Source organism: Rhizobium sp. N324 (genome assembly GCF_001664485.1).
Taxonomy (GTDB): Bacteria; Pseudomonadota; Alphaproteobacteria; order Rhizobiales; family Rhizobiaceae; genus Rhizobium.
This window is the reverse complement of the sequence record NZ_CP013633.1, coordinates 231,879-248,529: the sequence shown is the minus strand read 5'-3', so window position 1 is coordinate 248,529 and position 16,651 is coordinate 231,879. Positions and strand designations below refer to the sequence as shown.

Sequence of the window (16,651 nt, the reverse complement as noted above, 5' to 3'; positions counted from 1 at the left end):
AGTGCTCTTCGCGGCCGGATGAGGGCCGGCACCCAGCGGATCAAAAAGCGCAGTCTTCAGTGGCGCGTGTCGATCAAGTGGCCGACAACTTCAATTCGGACGACATCTGGCAAGAGAATTCTGTATTGCGTTACGTGGAAAGGCTAAGCGTCGACCAGCCAAGCCCGCCGACCGAGCTTCAAAGCCCTGAAGAACAAACCCCGCAAATGATGGCTGACATGACGGAACTGACGAGAGTTCCGGTCGTCCCGGCAGAGACCGCGTTCAACCTCACGAGGACAACAGATGAATACAATAATGCCGATCGCACTATTCACCTCGTCGAGGGCCAGCCGCTGGAGACTGGCCCTCAGCGCGGGGGGCTGCATGGCCTTGGGAATTTAGAAGCCTCAGCGGTTGCCGGGCCCACCGAGGTGCCGGGTGGAAGAGAGGAGCATTCGGCCATGTCCGAGGTGCCCGCGGAGCCCAGCGATCCGACCGGTGGCGGGCGCAAGAGGCGGACTACTGAGAAGGACGCAGATCCCAGGCCCAGCCGCAGGCAGACGTTATATGCTCAAAGGCCGCAGGCGTTGGCGCCTGATCTCAGCGCCGCGAATGCCGGCATAATCGTGGGGGCCTCAACGGGCGATCTCGTCAATCGAGCGGCGTTCCGGACGGTGTCGGCCCAGGACCAGGCGAGGCTGGACGAAATCGCCAGGCAGACACCGCGGCAGTCGAGGCAGAGCAAGGGGGCGTGGGCGGACGCGCTGAAGGCGGCCCATCCCGATCTCAGCGCCGCCGATGCCGCCGTAATCGTGGGCGTCGTAAAGCGGGTTATCGCCAGGAGGGCGGCGTATCGAACGGTGTCGGCCCAGGACCGGGCGAGGCTTGACGAGATCAAGGCGGCGACACCGCAGCTGCCGGGGCAGAGCAAGGGGGCGTGGGCGGACGCGCTGAAGGCGGCCCATCCCGATCTCAGCGCCGCCGATGCCGCCATAACCGTGGGCTCTTTTAAGGACGATATTGCAAGGAGGACGGCGTTCCGGACGGTGTCGGCCCAGGACCAGGCGAGGCTGGACGAAATCGCTAGGCAGACACCGCAGCTGCCGGGGCAGAGCAAGGGGGCGTGGGCGGACGCGCTGAAGGCGGCCCATCCCGATCTCAGCGCCGCCGATGCCGCCATAATCGTGGGTGCCGTAAAGCAGGATATTGCTAAAAGGGCCGCGTTCCAGACGGTGTCGGCCCAGGACCAGGCGAGACTGGACGAAATGGCGGCGGTGACACCGCGGCTGCCGGGGCAGAGCAAGGGGGCGTGGGCGGACGCGCTGAAGGCGGCCCATCCCGATCTCAGCGCCGCCGATGCCGCCATAATCGTGAATGCCGTAAAGCAGGATATTGCTAAAAGGACAGCGTTCCAGACGGTGTCGGCCCAGGACCACGCGAGGCTGGACGAAATCGCCAGGCAGACACCGCAGCTACCGGGGCAGAGCAAGGGGGCGTGGGCGGACGCACTGAAGGCGGCCCATCGCGATCTCAGCGCCGCCGATGCCGCCGCCATCGTGGGCGCCGTAAAGCGGGTTATCGCCAGGAGGGCGGCTTTCCAGACGGTGTCGGCCCAGGATCAGGCGAGGCTGGACGAAATCGCTAGGCAGACACCGCGGCTGCCGGGGCAGAGCAAGGGGGCGTGGGCGGACGCGCTGAAGGCGGCCCATCCCGATCTCAGCGCCGCCGATGCCGCCATAATTGTGGGTTCCGTAAAGCATAATATTGCTAAAAGGGCGGCGTTCCGGACGGTGTCGGCTCAGGACCAGGCGAGGCTGGACGAAATCGCTAGGCAGACACCGCAGCTGCCGGGGCAGAGCAAGGGGGCGTGGGCGGACGCGCTGAAGGCGGCCCATCCCGATCTCAGCGCCGCCGATGCCGCCACAATCGTGGGCGCCTTAAAGGACGATATCGCCGTGAGGGCAGCGTTCCGGACGGTGTCGGCCCAGGACCAGGCGAGGCTGGACGAAATCGCGGCGGTGACACCGCGGCAGGGGCGGAGCAATGCGGCCTGGGCGGACGCGCTGAAGGCGGCCCATCCCGATCTCAGCGCCGCCGATGCCGCCACCATCGTGGGCGCCGCAAAGGACGAAATCGCCAGGAGGGCGGCGTTCCGGACGGTGTCGGCCCAGGACCAGGCGAGGCTGGACGAACTCGCTAGGCAGACACCGCAGCTGCCGGGGCAGAGCAAGGCGGCCTGGGCGGACGCGCTGAAGGCGGCCCATCCCGATCTCAGCGCCGCCGATGCCGCCGTAATCGTGGGTGCCATAAAGCAGGATATTGCTAAAAGGGCGGCGTTCCGGACGGTGTCGGCCCAGGACCAGGCGAGGCTGGACGAAATCGCGGCGGCAACACCGCGGCAGGGGGGGAGCAATGCGGCCTGGGCCGATGCGCTGAAGGCGGCCCATCCCGATCTCAGCGCCGCCGATGCCGCCACCATCGTGGGCACCTTTAGGGACGATATCGTCAGGAGGGCGGCGTTCCGGACGGTGTCGGCCCAGGATCAGGCGAGGCTGGACGAGATCAAGGCGGCGACACCGCAGCTGCCGGGGCAGAGCAAGGGGGCGTGGGCGGACGCGCTGAAGGCGGCCCATCCCGATCTCAGCGCCGCCGATGCCGCCATAGTCGTGGGTGCCGTAAGGCGCGATATCGCCGTGAGGACGGCGTTCCAGACGGTGTCGGCCCAGGACCAGGCGAGGCTGGACGAAATCGCTAGGCAGACACCGCAGCTGCCGGGGCAGAGCAAGGGGGCGTGGGCAGACGCACTGAAGGCGGCCCATCCCGATCTCAGCGCCGCCGATGCCGCCATAATCGTGGGTGCCTCGAAGAAACGGATAGCCAGGAGGGCAGCGTTCAAGGTGATATAGGACGGCTCACGACTCATCACCACATTCCCTAGGAACTGCACCATCATGTGCGTTGGTTGTCCACCACGGGATTGCATGAGCATGTGAGAGCGCCGAATTTTTCTTCAGTCTGGAGGCCAATACCTGGCTCGAGATCGATATTTAGGGGCACGACGGCCGGCGCATTCCGGCTGACTAACACGCCGAGAGCGACCTCGTCTTCGACGGTCGGGATCGCAGAATGTCGGCTCGCATGCCGCTGCGACCATCAGCCCGCTCCTCGCAAGATTGGCGCCAAGGCCGCCGTCGAACGATGGCGAGGAGGCAAGTTTTTCCAAAACTTTCTTTAGCATAGAGGTAGAAGGATCGCTACAGCGGGGTTGCAGTGCGCGGGCGGCTAGGGTGACTAAGTGCGTGCACTCCACGACCGTCAAACGGGGTCGGTGTCCGTCAATTCGAAATCGTAGGGATCTGCACGAGAGACCGCGTGGTTGCCCTGCACGACTAATGGAAGCAGGGTCGACAGTCACGTTGGGATGCGGTAGGTGCGCGATAGAACGGGAGATTGGCGGCGGGACTCGATTCTTTTTAGAAGATCACGCAAAGCCGCATCACACCCATTGTCAAAAGTAAATACCGCGACGATGGTTATTAAACTTCGACTTCCGTCGAAAACGGCAATGGCGCTCACGAAGGATGCCGGCCGCTGCGAAACCCCGCCATCTCCGCACCCCACTCCTTCGCTCCAACTGGGAGCAAAATGAATGAGGCAACGTGCGAATCTCGGGGAGCATCGTTACATGCGGTCAATACGGATCTCATCCAGATTGTCGCCCTATATGCCTCGTGCGGCGGTCCGGCGGAGCGCAGGAGATATATGCCGTTGAAGTGCTCGAGCCGTTCTACCACTGACGCCGGGGTCGCTGCACGCGCGATGGACCCGCCGGCTGGCCGCTCGTTCGATGAGGGTCCGCGCGCCGACACCCCCAAGAGCGATCGCCGAGGACGCCATCCACCTTATGCAGCAACTGGCGCGGAGGCGGCCGCGCGAAGACTTTGTAGTTGGAGGCCTTCAGGCTCACGTTTCCAACGGTACTTCGCAGGTTGCCCTTTGCAACGACTGCCCGACGATGTCAATTCAATCTGGCTGAGCTTGTACCGTCAAGTTTATCCAGTTTGGGGTTCGCTCCAGCGGTGGGTTGCGCATCTGCGGCGGCATCGGCGGATTTAGGTGCGGAGACCATTCCGGCTGCGCAGCACTGCATCACGTCGCGGGTTGACGATCTGGGCGAACTCTGCAGGGTTAGTCAGCCGAGGCCAGAGTGCTTGGCTTGCCACGCTCCTCGATAACCCGATCCAGTCCACAGGCGACCGCAGGCCGGAGAGCGAAGTATCGGCGACGAGAGTCCGGCTTTCCTCACGACCATCAGAAGCCTGAACCCGCGCTATAGGTGAGTTGATCCGACACGAAGTCCAGCGACCAACGATCATTGGCAGCCAGCTGGATCAACACCAACGCTTGCCTTTCGCTTGTTTCCGGCCACGGCGCTTGCGCATCGTGAGCTTCTCCTCCCGATGGACCCGGAAGAGCTTCTTGTTGTTCACAAGGTGTCCCTCGCGCCTGAGCAGCACATAGCTGCGTCAAGATCCGAAGCGGCGGCATTCACGCCCCAAGCATTCACGACATATACGAATGTCGATTGTGCATGAGCAATCGCGTCTGCTCATTGCTAAACATTGAGAAACAGAGGCGCGACGATCTTTTATGTCGGGAAAACTGGGATTTGGGTCATGCTCGATGCGGATCATCTATTAAAACCGATCAGCGACGGCAACGCATGCGGGGATGCTCTCGATTACGATTTGAGCTTCCTGGAGCTGGAGATAGCGTCGCATGGCAAGCCGCACCAGCAGATAGGCGACTCCATCGCCACCGGGGAGGCTCCCGATTGGACAGAGGTGTGGCGGCTTGGCCTCGACCTTTCTGCCCGCACTAAGGATCTAAGAGTCGGCATCTTGCTCACACGATCCGCCCTCAGTCAGTTCGGCTTCTCTGGTCTAAGTCGGGGGCTTGAGCTGCTCGCGGCCTATGTCGAGCTCTACTGGTCAGAGCTACATCCGCGACCGGATCCAGAAGATGACGAAGATCAGACCGTTCGCCTCAACGCTCTAGCGAGCCTCTGCGATCTCTCCGGGCTCTTGGCAGAAATACGCCAAGTTCCACTCACCTCCTCCAGGCAATTCGGGACTTTTACGCTCCGCGATTGGGCTGGTGCGCTACGGTCCCAATCTACGGAAATTGATCGTTCGACCATCGAGCACGCCTTCATCGACACCGATCCACTGCAGCTCGAGCAGATCAGCACTGGTCTCCACGCCAGCCTGGCAGCCGCCACCCATCTAGACGCGAGTGTTCGGCAGCACGTCGCGAGTGACGAGGCCGTTCGATTCGACCCTCTGATAGTGCTACTCACCCAGGCCAAGGATCTGGTCGACGCCCATCGGAAAAGGGCCCAGCCTGCAGCCCCGGCATCTCCATTGCCAGACTCTAGCGAGGCCTCTTACCCCGAAGTGATCCGCAACCGCGATGACGTTGTCGAAATTCTTGGCCGCATTTGCCACTGGTACCAGGTGAATGAGCCCGCGAGCCCGCTGCCAGCCCTCCTGGAGCGCGCGCAGCGACTTGTCTCGAAGGACTTCATGGCTCTTATCAAAGAGTTGGCGCCAGAAGGGGTTGCCCAATACCGTTCGATTGCCGGTCTGGCGGTCGGCGAGGGCACGTGACGTGCGCAATCTTCCCTATCAGGAGAGTGGAACACATGACAAAGGCGAGTAGTCAAAAGTTCATCGCGCGGGTTCGTCCGCCTCGCGTACAGATCGAATACGACGTCGAGACCTATGGCTCTCAGAAGAAGGTTCAGCTTCCCTTCGTGGTCGGCGTGATGTCCGACCTCGCCGGCAATGCTGCCGAGCCGCTTGCCCCTGTCGCGGAGCGCAAGATGATGGAGATCGATATCGACAATTTCGATGATCGGCTCAGATCGCTGAGGCCCAGGGTGGTGATGCGGGTGCCGAACCTATTGACTGGAGAAGGCCAACTCGCTGTCGACTTGACGTTCGAGCGGCTCGAAGATTTCTCGCCGGCGGCCGTGGCGCGCAAGGTCGACAGCCTTAGCAGGCTGCTCGAGGCGCGAACGGAGCTCTCCAATCTGCTGGCCTATATGGACGGGAAGAACGGTGCCGAAGAGTTGCTCACCCACTTCCTCGCGGATTCGGCACTGCTAAGCGCCCTCGGCAATGGCATGGAGACTGAGAAGCCTGATGCAGTGGTTGCCGCTCCGCCATTGGCATCCCCAGACACAGAGGAGAACTGATCATGATGCCTGCAGATGCCACAGATGTACAGGTCGCCACCGTTGATCTCGGCGATTTCACCCGCATGCTTCGATTCGAGTTCAAGATCCGCTCGGACCACTCCCGTGACTTGGTGGAGAGTGCCGTCCGAACACTGGCCGAGCAGGCACTTCAAAACACGTCGCTGATCAGCGACGATGTCGTCACGACTATCCAAGCAATGATTGCTTCGATCGACCAGAAGCTTTCTGCACAACTCAACGAGATCCTCCATCACGAAAATTTCCAGCGCGTGGAATCAGCTTGGCGGGGCTTGCATCACCTTGCCAGCAACACCGAAACCGATGAAACGTTGAAGATTCGCGTTCTCCCAGTTTCAAAGGTGGAGATGTCCCGAACTCTGCGGAAATATAAGGGTGTCACCTGGGATCAGAGTCCGCTATTCAAAAAAATTTACGAAGACGAATACGGCCAAATCGGCGGTGAACCCTATGGCTGCCTGATTGCCGACTACTATTTCGACCATACCCCACCGGACGTTGAGTTGCTTTCGGGACTGGCGCAGATCGCGGCGGCGAGCCACTCACCGCTTATATCTGCCGTCTCACCACATCTGCTGCAGATGGATTCTTGGCGTGAGCTTGCGAACCCGCGTGACATCACAAAAATCTTCCTCACGCCCGAACATGCCCCTTGGCGAGCGTTCCGCGAGAGCGAGAACTCTCGATACGTGGCCCTGACCTTACCACGCACCCTTGGCCGGCTGCCCTACGGGGCCAAAACCAACCCGGTCGATGAATTCGCCTTCGAGGAGGACACAGACGGCGGCGACAGCGAGAAATACCTTTGGACGAACGCAGCCTACGCCATGGGCGTAAATATCACGCGCTCGTTCAAGCTCTATGGCTGGCTCTCCAGAATTCGTGGCGTCGAATCCGGCGGCCTGGTCGAGGGTCTGCCGGTACATACCTTCCGCAGCGACGACGGTGGCGTCGACCTAAAATGCCCCACTGAGATCGCGATCAGCGACCGCCGTGAGGCCGAACTGTCCAAAAACGGTCTTCTACCGCTGTTGCACCGCAAAAACACGGACCTCGGCGTATTTATTGGCGCTCAAACTATTAACAAGCCGGTCAAATACGAAGACCCCGACGCGTCAGCGAACGCCGAACTCAGTGCCCGGCTACCCTACATCTTCGCAACCTGCCGCTTCGCACATTATTTGAAGTGTATGGTCCGGGACAAGATTGGCACGTTCAAGGAGCGCCACGAGGTCGAGGAGTGGCTCAACCAATGGATTCAGGGCTATGTCCACCCCTCGCCCGAGCTTGGGAGCGAAGAGAGTAAGGCACAGCAGCCGCTCTCCTCAGCCGAGGTCAAGGTGGAAGAGGTCGAAGATAATCCCGGATATTACGTTGCGAGATTTTACATGCGGCCACACTACCAGCTCGAAGGCCTAACCATCTCTTTGAGACTGGTCTCGCGCCTGCCATCCGCCCGCAAGGACTGAGAAAACCCGCAGATGATTGTGCTCCGTTCTCGGCGCCAAACTCCAGAATAGCTGCCCTGGGCTGGCCGATGCAATCCAGGCCCAATCAGATCAACGAGAAAAGGAAAGTCCATCATGGCGTTCGACGCGGTTATAAAATTCACGCAAGCGTCCAAGGACGGCATTTTGCCCAAGGGCGAATCTATCATTCTAAAGGACGGTATCACCCTAGCGGACGAATGGAGCTTTTCACTCGAAAACAAGCTGAACATTGGGCCTCATACCGCCGGGGCGGGCGCGGGCAAGGCCGAATTCGAGGTCTTCACTATCAAGAAGCAGGTGGATACGTCATCGCCCTCTCTGTACGTTGCCTGTGGTCGCGGCGCCCACTTCAATAGCGTCGAACTGAAACTTTTCAAAGCGACGGGGAGCGGACAAGCTACATCAGAATCGAACCTGTTCTTGCACTGGAGTTTCAACATGCTGGTAGTCGAGAAGGTCGAGTGGTCCTATGCGGAAGACGCCCCCGAGGAGACGATCACATTCCGGTTCGGCGCCTGCAAGGTCATTTATTACAGGCAGGATGAAAAAGGCGCTCTTACCAAAGCTGGCGAGGGCATCTGGAACCAAATCGCGAACAGCACCGACTTTAATAGGCTCGTCGGCTGATGGGGCCATCGGCAACCCGGGAATATTCGGGGCTGCGCGCGAAAACGACGGATCGACTCGTCGCTATTGCACCTGGAGATTGTAACATGGGCAGAGATGTTAAGCGGGATCTCGTGCAACCATCCCTCCTGGACCGGCTTACGGACGATGAGCCGCGCAGCTCGTGTGAAGCGCAGGACAAGCGCAGCTTCTCTGTTCGCCAACTGGAAGAGGTGATTCTACGCGATGTTTCCTGGTTGTTGAACACCAATCAATTGGGTGCAACCGTAGATCTACAAGCGTACCCTCACGTAGCGGCCAGTGCACTTAATTATGGTGCCTGGCCTCTCAGCGGACAAATTCGCGAAGGCATGGATAAGAGCGCATTGCGCGAAGCGATAATCGAGAGCCTTCAGCGCTTTGAGCCGCGTCTCTTACCGGACACCCTGAAGGTCACGGTCCTGGACGATGGTCAGGGTTGCGGCACTTTTCGCTTTAGGATCGAAGCCGATCTGTGGGCGCAGCCATTGCCGGTGCGAATGGTGATGCGTACGGAGGTAGATTCCGAGCTCGAATCCGCCCGCGTTCATCTCGGTACAGTGATAAGCTGATGGATCCCCGGCTCCTGCGACTGTACAACGACGAACTTGCTTATATGCGCGAGATGGGGGCCGAGTTCGCCCGCGCATTCCCGAAGGTCGCCGCCCGGCTCGGGATGGAATCAGCGGAGGTCGCCGACCCCTACGTCGAGCGGCTTCTGGAAGGCTTCGCTTTCATGGCGGCGCGGGTGCAATTGAAGCTTCAGTCTCGCTTTCCGGAATTCACCCAGCACCTCCTGGAGATGGTCTATCCGCATTTTCTACCGCCGCTCCCCTCGATGACGATCGTCCGTTTCGAGCCCGACCAGGATGCCGGACGACTTGAAAATGGATACCTCGTGCCGCGGGGAACCAAGCTTTTGGGCCGTCTTGCTCCGGGCGCCGTCACACATTGCGAGTTCCGCACGGCCCATGATGTGCATCTCTGGCCAATTGTGGTGAGCGCTGCCGATTATTTTTCGACGCCGGGGCAGATCGCCGCACTGGATCTTCCGGCCCGGCAAGATGCGAAGGCTGCTTTGCGACTACGCCTTCGCACCACCAATGGCATGCCGTTCAATAAACTCGGACTAGAGGCTCTCACACTGCACCTAACAGGCCCCGGTGGCATCGGCGCCGCACTCGCCGAACAGCTTCTCGGTGACGCATGCAATATCATAGCCCGTCCGGTCGGCCGGCCTATCCCTTGGCAGGAAAAGATTCCGGTTCATGCGCTGCAGCAACGCGGTTTGGAGCCGAGCTGTGCTCTCCTGCCCGAGGTGCCACGCTCTTTCGACGGGTACCGTCTCCTACAGGAGTATTTCGCCCTCGCGGAGCGGACGTTGTTCGTCGAGGTTAGCGGGCTGGCAGACGCAGTAGCCCTGTCAACTGCCGAGACCCTTGAGATCGTCTTCGCACTCAGACGTGTCGAGCCACGGCTGGAACGACAGCTCGGACCCCAAAATATCGTTCTCTTCGCAACGCCCGCGATTAATCTCTTCGAACGCCAGGCAGATCTCGTCCACGTGAGCGACAAGAACACCGAGCATCATGTGATTGTTGACAGGATGAGGCCGCTCGACTTTGAGGTCCACTCGATCCTCGAGATGAGCGGAGACGGGGCGAAAAACGAAGCGGCTCCCGTGAGGTTCTACCCGTTCTATAGCATCAGCGCGCACGGTCAGGAGGAGCAGCATTCCAGATACTACGCGATCCGCCGGGAGCAGCGCCTCATGTCGGAGCACCAGCGTCTAAATGGCGCGCGGACTGGCTACATCGGCAGCGAAACGTTCGTTTCTCTAGTTGATCGCCAGGCGGCTCCTTATTCGGCGGAACTCCGGCATTTGTCTGTAAACTGCCTGTGCTCGAACCGGGATCTGGCGCTGCTGCTGCCGATCGGCCGGGACAAGACAGACTTCACCCTGGAAATCGGCGCTCCAGTTACCGCCACCCGGTGCGTATCGCCCCCGAGCCGACCGCGCCACTCCTTCGCCAATGGCGATATCACCTGGCGATTAATTAGCCATCTTTCACTGAACTACCTCTCGATCAGCAATTCCGATAGGAACGACCACCGGGGCGCAGAAGCGCTGCGTGAACTCCTCCGCCTCTACGTCGATCCAGTCAATGCCTTCGCCTCACGGCAGATCGACGGGATCCGGGAGATTCGGTCCAGGCCTGCGGTCAGGCGATTGTCCAGCGGTGGACAAGCCGCCGTAGCACGTGGGATTGAGGTTGGTATCATCCTGGACGAAGCGGCCTTCGAAGGCGTTGGCATCTTTCCGCTCGCCTCCGTGCTCAACCAGTTCTTCGCGAAATACGTATCCATCAACAGCTTCACCGAGATGGTCGTCTCGACGCTACAGCGCGGGGAGGTAATGCGATGGCCGACGATGGCCGGCCGCCGGGCGATCCTTTGATTTCGGGGGCACTCGGCGACTTCCTAAGCTCGCTCAGGGCCGAACCGCATGCCTGCGACTTCTTCCAGGCTCTGCGGCGGATCGATGCAATCTGCTCAGATCGGCCTCGGCTGGGAGAATCGAGCGGTCCCAGCCTGGATCGCGTGCGGATCGCCCAGCAGCCCTCCCTTGCATTTCCGCCTCGATCGATCGCGGGCGTGACTGCGCACGAGCAGAACGACCCCGTAATCTCCACCTACGCCTTCGGCTTGTTTGGACCCCACGGTCCCCTCCCATTGCATCTGACGGAGTACGCCCTTCTCCGGCAGCACAACGCCGCGGATGAGACGCTGATCCGATTTGCTGATACCTTTCATCATCGAATGGCCTCGTTCTTCTTCCGCGCATGGGCGGAGGGCGAACCGACCGTGAGCTATGACAGGCCACAAGAAGATCGATTTGCCCTTCAGCTCGGCGCGCTAGCCGGCTTCGGGATGACCTCCCTGCGCGCGCGGGATGCTATGCCTGATCTGGCCAAACTCCACTTCACCGGCCGTCTCGCCTCACACACCCGCAACGCCGAGGGGCTCGCTGCCATCCTCGCCAGCTTCGTCGAGGCGCCGGTTGATATCCGTGAATTTGTCCCAAAATGGGTGGATCTGCCCCGCATATCGCTCTGCCTCCTGGGCCGCGACCCGGCCACGGGCACGCTGAACAGCAACGCTATTGCAGGTGCGAGGGTCAGAGTGTGGCACCATCGGTTCCGACTCATTGTGGGTCCCCTCAGCCTGGCTCATTACGAATCGCTTCTGCCCGCAGCTCCCGGCCTTAAGTCGATAGCGGAGATCATCTGCAACTACCTTGGAGATGAACTTGACTGGGAGATTAACCTCGTTCTCCGTCAGGAGCAGGTCCCGGAAGTGCAGTTGGGTCGCTGCGGCAGACTCGGATGGTCCAGTTGGATGGGCAAGCGGAAAACGCGCCAGCACGCCGATGACTTGACGACTACCCCGACTGACCGGGGCCCACCGGCTCCCGCATGGCACTCTCCTGAAACGGACATCCATGATGCGGCGGGCCCGCTCGACCTTCTTTTCGGGCGGGGAGAAGATCTCCTTGGCGAGATCGATCTGGAACGGATGAATGGCCCACGTAACCTCGATACCAAGTGCGGCGGCACGGCGGGCGGCGGCTTGGAAGGCCCGTTATGACAAGCATCGGAAGCTCGACTCTCTTCAGTAAGCTCAACGCAAACTGCAATGGGACCGCCAAGGCCCTTTGCAAAATTCGCCGTGACGCCTCTTTGGAACGTTCTCGCCATTTTGACGCCCTTGAGGCTTCAGCAGCGGAGAGGCCGATCGAGCCGACGATCGCGGCGAAACTCGACCACCGTGGTTGTCCGCTCGGGCGCTGCGCCCTGGGCCTGGTTGAATCTTCCAGGAGACACGTCGTCGCTAGCACCGCCGGAATCCGCCGACTCATCGATGTTACAAGGCCGCATGGCGAGATTTGGGTGGGACTGAGCGTGGGTGAGTTCCAAGAGACCCACACGCTTTCTTCGCCCCGCCCTCCCCCGCTTGGCTCTGACGATGCGGGCCAGCAAGACATCTTGGCTGAGCAACGGTCGGCGATTTCGATGCACGAAATAAACGCTTTTCTGCATCTTCGCCGATGGCTTCGGCAGCATCCTACTCACGCCATCGGGCGCAACCGCGCCTTCTCATCAAATCTGCGGAACACACACCACCATGGTCGAGTCAAGAATCGAGAGTCTCTTAAGGCACAATCGTTTTGTTGCGGTCACTTCGGCCGCGTCCGAGTTGAATGAAATCTCTCTCCGACGGCTCAGTGGCACCGAGCGACTGGGGGAACCTTTCCTCTACGAGGTGAAGCTCGCCAGCCGCGATCCAGTTCAGAACTTTGCTACGATCCCCGGTCAAAGCCTGACAATCGGCCTTAAGCTCAAGGACTCGCAAACGCGCTTCTTCAACGGTGTTGTTACGCGCTTCCAATATCTCGGCCTCGACGATACCGAGCACCTCAACTACATGGCGCAGGTGCGGCCGTGGATTTCATTGCTCGAGCATCGCTCTAACAGTCGGGTCTTTCAGAACAAGACGAGCATCGAGATCATCACCACGATTTTTCGAGAACATAAAGGCAATTTCAAGAATCAGACCGCCCGACGGTTCCCACAGCGCCCATATTGCGTCCAGTACGATGAAACGGATCTGGCCTTCGTCAGCCGCCTCATGGAGCAGGACGGCATCTACTACTATTTTGAACATGCTGAGGACCAACATGACCTGGTGCTGGTCGACAACGCCGCGAGTCACATGGCCTGCACGCCTGAGATCGTAGAGACCCACCACAATCTCAGGCCTGCCCGAAGTCTTTACCAAGAAGATGTCATCCTGCATTGGGACGAGGTCGTATCGCTACAGCCGAACAAGGTCGTTCTCGGGGACTATGACCATGAGAAGCCGATGGCAGAACTGACGTCTGTCGCGCGTGTTCCTCCCGTGAGGACAGGCGGCATTCCGCCATGCAAGCTCACGGGAAGCGCCATCACCCGACCGCGGGAGAGCGTGGCGGTCAGAACGGGCGAGACCTCGTCGGCAAGCAGCGGCTGCACGGCAATGCGGGAGGTCTTCGAGTATCCAGGCCAGTATACAAAAAAAAGCGATGGCGATTTCTACGCCACCATCCGTGCCGAGGAACTCGCCTGCAACGCTTATCGCGCGCGGATCGAAAGCACTGCGCGCCAGATAACGACCGGGTCATTATTCAAGGCCGCAAATCCCTTCTACTACGGCCAGATCGGTTCCCGGCCGAAACCCACCGATCGCTTTCTGGCAGTCGGACAGGACTTCACTGTCATCGGTGAGGTGGGGGACGATCTCACTGCGGACACCGTGGGGGGGAAGGGCGAGCGGTTCCTCTATCACAGCAACGTGGAGATTATCCCCGCGACCACCCAGTACCGCCCGAGGCGCCGCACACCGGCGCGGTTGATTCACGGACCGCAGACGGCCGTCGTCGTGGGCCCCGAGGGCGAGTCGATCGCGACGGATAAGTACGGCCGTGTGAAGGTTCAGTTCTTCTGGGACCGAGAAGGCGGAAAGAACGAGAACAGCTCCTGCTGGATTCGGGTGGCCCAGAACTTCGCTGGTAAGGGTTTTGGCAACCTGGTCGTCCCACGGATCGGCCATGAGGTCGTGGTTGATTTCATCCACGGCAATCCCGACACGCCCCTGGTGACCGGCGTCGTATACAATGGCTCAAATCTGCCGCCTGAAACCCTGCCGACTGACAAAACGCGGTCGACCTTCCGGACGCATACCGATGGCGGCGCCGCTAATGCCTACAATGAACTGCGCTTTGAGGACAAGCAGGGCCGTGAGGAGGTCTATTTGAAGGCCCAGAAGAATCATACCGTCGAGGTCGGGAACATCTACAGCATCGACGTCAAGAGACACTTCCTCCTGACCTCGGGCGGCGCCGCGCCCGACTCCCCTGCCGCAGCGGCCTTAGGTAGCCGCGTCGAGGTAACACCCGACAAGATCCGCCTTGTAGTATCGGGCAGAACCGGCCCGCAGGCCATCGAAATCAGCGGCGATGGGATCGCCATTATCGGCACGATGATTGGCGTTATGGCAACGCCTCCGCGGCTCGGGTCTATCGTCTCCATGCCGCCGCCGACACCGGGTCCACCCACGCCGTCGATAATGAAGCTTATTGCGACACTCGGGCTGCCGCCTGTTACGCCAGAGTGACACGATGTCAAGGTGAACTGGTTCTCGGCCTCGGCTGTCCGGAAGTCGTTGCCTTTAAGTCGGCAGGGCCCTGCAGGCGTAGAGAAAAAGCGTAACGGCGTCGGCGTCGTAAGCTGACCTACCAAATCAACGTGACACTGCGAGATTGCCCGAAAATGAGGAAAGGTTATCGCGCGTGAGCGTTTGTTCCGGGAACTTGCGCCTCAGTTAGATGGAATTGCCACGCGAAATCGGCCGAAAGCGGCTCCAAATGCGTCTGGTTTAGGTCTCCACCAAGCGGGAACTAGTGTATAGCCCATCGATGGGGATGAAATACCTTTATCACTCGGCGTCACGAAATTGCGATCAGGGCGCGGGCGGCGCAAAAATCAGCGTTCTCGATCTTGGCGTTACAGCGCTGCTTTGCAGGGCGGGCTCTCGCCTCGAAGCGCTTCTGGCGGAGCGTGGCCGCCTCGAGCAGCAGTCGAAGCCTTTCACCATGCTCGAAGGTGTCTCGCTTCTATTTGCGTTTCGAGTTCCTGATAGGCGCTGGCCATGCCTGTCAGGCCGAGTTTGCGCAGCATGTCAATGGTGGGATTGTTCAACGTCGCGATAAAAATCATGCGCTGTCCAGCTCGAGGAAGGACGCTGGCCATGCCCCCGAAGCATAACGGGATACGAATTTGGCATTGGAAGGAAAGGTCGCGACGGAAGTAACATCAGCAGTGACGCAACGACCTAAGGAACGACGCAATGTACGGCAGAAGGCAGGGGCGTGTTGGCAATAGTTCCGAACAAGGCGGTGAAGACACCTTTAACTGGGTTGAAGGCTTGACTGGCTCCTCGTCCAGCGAAGCGGCACTGAAAGAAATTTTACTGGCCTGGGCGGAAGACGGGCAGCAGGAGCAGGACGAGGACCGGCACGAGGCAATGGCACGGATCGAGGCCTGGACGGAAACCCGCAATTTTCGTGCCCCCCTGAACTTAACATCGCTGTCCCTAACGGCACTGCCCCCCACCTTACCGGCCGGCCTCCAGCGGCTCAACGCCAATGACAACCGGTTGGGCAGGCTGCCCAACAACCTCCCGCCCGGTCTGCGAAAGCTCTCTGCCTGCGACAACCAGCTGACCACGCTGCCTGAGGTTCTTCCGGACATGCTCGAGACGCTCTACGTCGACGGCAACCGGCTGACCAGATTGCCGAACGAGCTTCCTTCCGGACTAAAGTATCTCTACGTCAACCACAACCGGCTGACCAGTTTGCCCGATAACCTGCCGCCTGAGCTCAGGGAGCTTCATGTCACCCGCAACGAAATCGCGCACCTGCCGGAGAATCTCCCCCTCGAATTGACGGATCTCCGCGCCGAACTCAATAATATAATTCGCCTGCCCGAGCGCCTTCCTGCAAAGCTCACGAGGCTCGAAGTCCCTCACAATGAACTGACTAGCCTACCCGAGGACCTCCCGGCCACCCTAAAGTGGCTCAGCACCGACAGTAATGAACTGACCCACCTGCCCCCTAACCTGCCGAGGGGGCTGGAGGAGCTTAGCGTTCGTGGAAACAACCTGAGAGGACTTGGCGACGGGCGAACTGCACTGCCGTACATTCTGTCGCAGCTTCCGCCTCATTGCAAAGTGTACCTGAATAACAATCCGCTGCCAGATCGACTGCGGGCGCACCTGAGCGCGCAAAGCGGGACGAGCCTTCCGCAGATCTTTTTGTGATGCTGCCTGACAAACGGGCCAAACTAGGTCCCTGCGTTTTGAGTAAAAGGCCTTTTGCCGAAGCCATGGCGGTGGGGTGCAGGCCAGGTATGACGCGTGCGGATCAAAAACAATGAGTTTGCAGGTTTATGCCGCTCGCCGGAATGTGTTGAGTTGTGGAAGCAACAGACGTCTCACTGAAGACTATGGCCGGAAAGCCCAGGCTCGGCACTTGTGTCCTTCGGGCGACCTTGCATGCGAGCCAGTTCGTACAAAGGATTACCCGCTATCGCGTACCAGGAGGTGCGACGCTTACGGCCTAGAGGCATTGCCGCCGGTTGGAACGTTCGGAAGCTGG

10 protein-coding genes and 3 pseudogenes are annotated in these 16,651 nt (G+C 60.1%); 10 read left to right on the top strand and 3 right to left on the bottom strand.

What is annotated here, in order from left to right; translation table 11 throughout:
• The first annotated feature begins 608 nt into the window (after positions 1–608).
• A complete protein-coding gene (locus AMK05_RS26730) occupies positions 609–2,888 on the top strand; it encodes a hypothetical protein (protein WP_064842859.1) in 2,280 nt (759 codons plus the stop codon).
• Positions 2,889–4,179: 1,291 nt separating this feature from the next.
• Here the strand turns inward: AMK05_RS26730 and AMK05_RS35770 are convergent.
• Positions 4,180–4,565, bottom strand: a pseudogene (locus tag AMK05_RS35770) (IS3 family transposase); the annotation flags it as partial.
• Positions 4,566–4,658: 93 nt separating this feature from the next.
• On the opposite strand from AMK05_RS35770, the gene tssA reads away from it, so the two are divergent.
• From tssA to tssG, 7 genes and pseudogenes are all read left to right on the top strand, one after another.
• Positions 4,659–5,651, top strand: a complete 993-nt coding sequence (gene tssA, locus AMK05_RS26725) for a type VI secretion system protein TssA (RefSeq protein ID WP_064842670.1) — start codon at positions 4,659–4,661, stop codon at positions 5,649–5,651.
• Between the two features lie 35 nt (positions 5,652–5,686).
• On the top strand, positions 5,687–6,241 hold the full coding sequence (tssB, locus tag AMK05_RS26720; RefSeq protein ID WP_064842668.1) for a type VI secretion system contractile sheath small subunit: 555 nt from the start codon (positions 5,687–5,689) through the stop codon (positions 6,239–6,241).
• A gap of 2 nt (positions 6,242–6,243) precedes the next feature.
• Positions 6,244–7,731 (top strand): type VI secretion system contractile sheath large subunit, encoded by a 1,488-nt coding sequence (tssC, locus tag AMK05_RS26715; protein ID WP_064842666.1) that lies wholly within the window; start codon positions 6,244–6,246, stop codon positions 7,729–7,731.
• A gap of 114 nt (positions 7,732–7,845) precedes the next feature.
• Positions 7,846–8,379, top strand: a complete 534-nt coding sequence (locus AMK05_RS26710; RefSeq protein ID WP_064842664.1) for an Hcp family type VI secretion system effector — start codon at positions 7,846–7,848, stop codon at positions 8,377–8,379.
• 86 nt (positions 8,380–8,465) lie between these two features.
• Positions 8,466–8,969: a type VI secretion system baseplate subunit TssE gene (gene tssE / locus AMK05_RS26705; RefSeq protein WP_064842662.1), complete on the top strand. Its 504-nt coding sequence runs from the start codon at positions 8,466–8,468 to the stop codon at positions 8,967–8,969.
• The gene (gene tssF, locus AMK05_RS26700) at positions 8,969–10,855 is read left to right on the top strand and encodes a type VI secretion system baseplate subunit TssF (RefSeq protein WP_064842660.1); all 1,887 of its coding nucleotides are present in this window, start codon (positions 8,969–8,971) and stop codon (positions 10,853–10,855) included. The genes tssE and tssF overlap by 1 nt, the downstream gene beginning before the upstream one ends.
• Positions 10,819–11,790: pseudogene (tssG, locus tag AMK05_RS26695) on the top strand (type VI secretion system baseplate subunit TssG); the annotation flags it as partial. The gene tssF and the pseudogene tssG, both read left to right, overlap by 37 nt.
• Before the next feature lie 105 nt (positions 11,791–11,895).
• Here tssG and AMK05_RS36115 read toward each other — a convergent pair.
• Positions 11,896–12,033 (bottom strand): annotated as a pseudogene (locus tag AMK05_RS36115) (CoA ester lyase); the annotation flags it as partial.
• 549 nt (positions 12,034–12,582) lie between these two features.
• Between AMK05_RS36115 and AMK05_RS26685 the strand changes: the two are divergent.
• Positions 12,583–14,610: a type VI secretion system Vgr family protein gene (locus AMK05_RS26685; protein WP_064842654.1), complete on the top strand. Its 2,028-nt coding sequence runs from the start codon at positions 12,583–12,585 to the stop codon at positions 14,608–14,610.
• Between the two features lie 473 nt (positions 14,611–15,083).
• Here the strand turns inward: AMK05_RS26685 and AMK05_RS36015 are convergent, their stop codons facing one another.
• Positions 15,084–15,212 carry a hypothetical protein gene (locus AMK05_RS36015; protein ID WP_010068000.1) on the bottom strand — a complete coding sequence of 43 codons (129 nt, stop codon included), beginning with the start codon at positions 15,210–15,212 and terminating at the stop codon, positions 15,084–15,086.
• Between the two features lie 130 nt (positions 15,213–15,342).
• Between AMK05_RS36015 and AMK05_RS26680 the strand changes: the two genes are divergently transcribed.
• Entirely contained in the window at positions 15,343–16,314 is a 972-nt protein-coding gene (locus AMK05_RS26680) for a hypothetical protein (protein WP_064842651.1), read from the top strand.
• Positions 16,315–16,651 lie beyond the last annotated feature (337 nt).

Excerpts from the sequence above, each read along its gene's own strand:
- tssA (WP_064842670.1), top strand. The coding sequence starts at position 4,659 with ATGCTCGATGCGGATCATCTATTAAAACCGATCAGCGACGGCAACGCA.
- tssB (WP_064842668.1), top strand. The coding sequence starts at position 5,687 with ATGACAAAGGCGAGTAGTCAAAAGTTCATCGCGCGGGTTCGTCCGCCT.
- tssC (WP_064842666.1), top strand. The coding sequence starts at position 6,244 with ATGATGCCTGCAGATGCCACAGATGTACAGGTCGCCACCGTTGATCTC.
- AMK05_RS26710 (WP_064842664.1), top strand. The coding sequence starts at position 7,846 with ATGGCGTTCGACGCGGTTATAAAATTCACGCAAGCGTCCAAGGACGGC.
- tssE (WP_064842662.1), top strand. The coding sequence starts at position 8,466 with ATGGGCAGAGATGTTAAGCGGGATCTCGTGCAACCATCCCTCCTGGAC.
- tssF (WP_064842660.1), top strand. The coding sequence starts at position 8,969 with ATGGATCCCCGGCTCCTGCGACTGTACAACGACGAACTTGCTTATATG.
- AMK05_RS26685 (WP_064842654.1), top strand. The coding sequence starts at position 12,583 with ATGGTCGAGTCAAGAATCGAGAGTCTCTTAAGGCACAATCGTTTTGTT.
- AMK05_RS36015 (WP_010068000.1), bottom strand. The coding sequence starts at position 15,212 with ATGATTTTTATCGCGACGTTGAACAATCCCACCATTGACATGCTGCGC.
- AMK05_RS26680 (WP_064842651.1), top strand. The coding sequence starts at position 15,343 with ATGTACGGCAGAAGGCAGGGGCGTGTTGGCAATAGTTCCGAACAAGGC.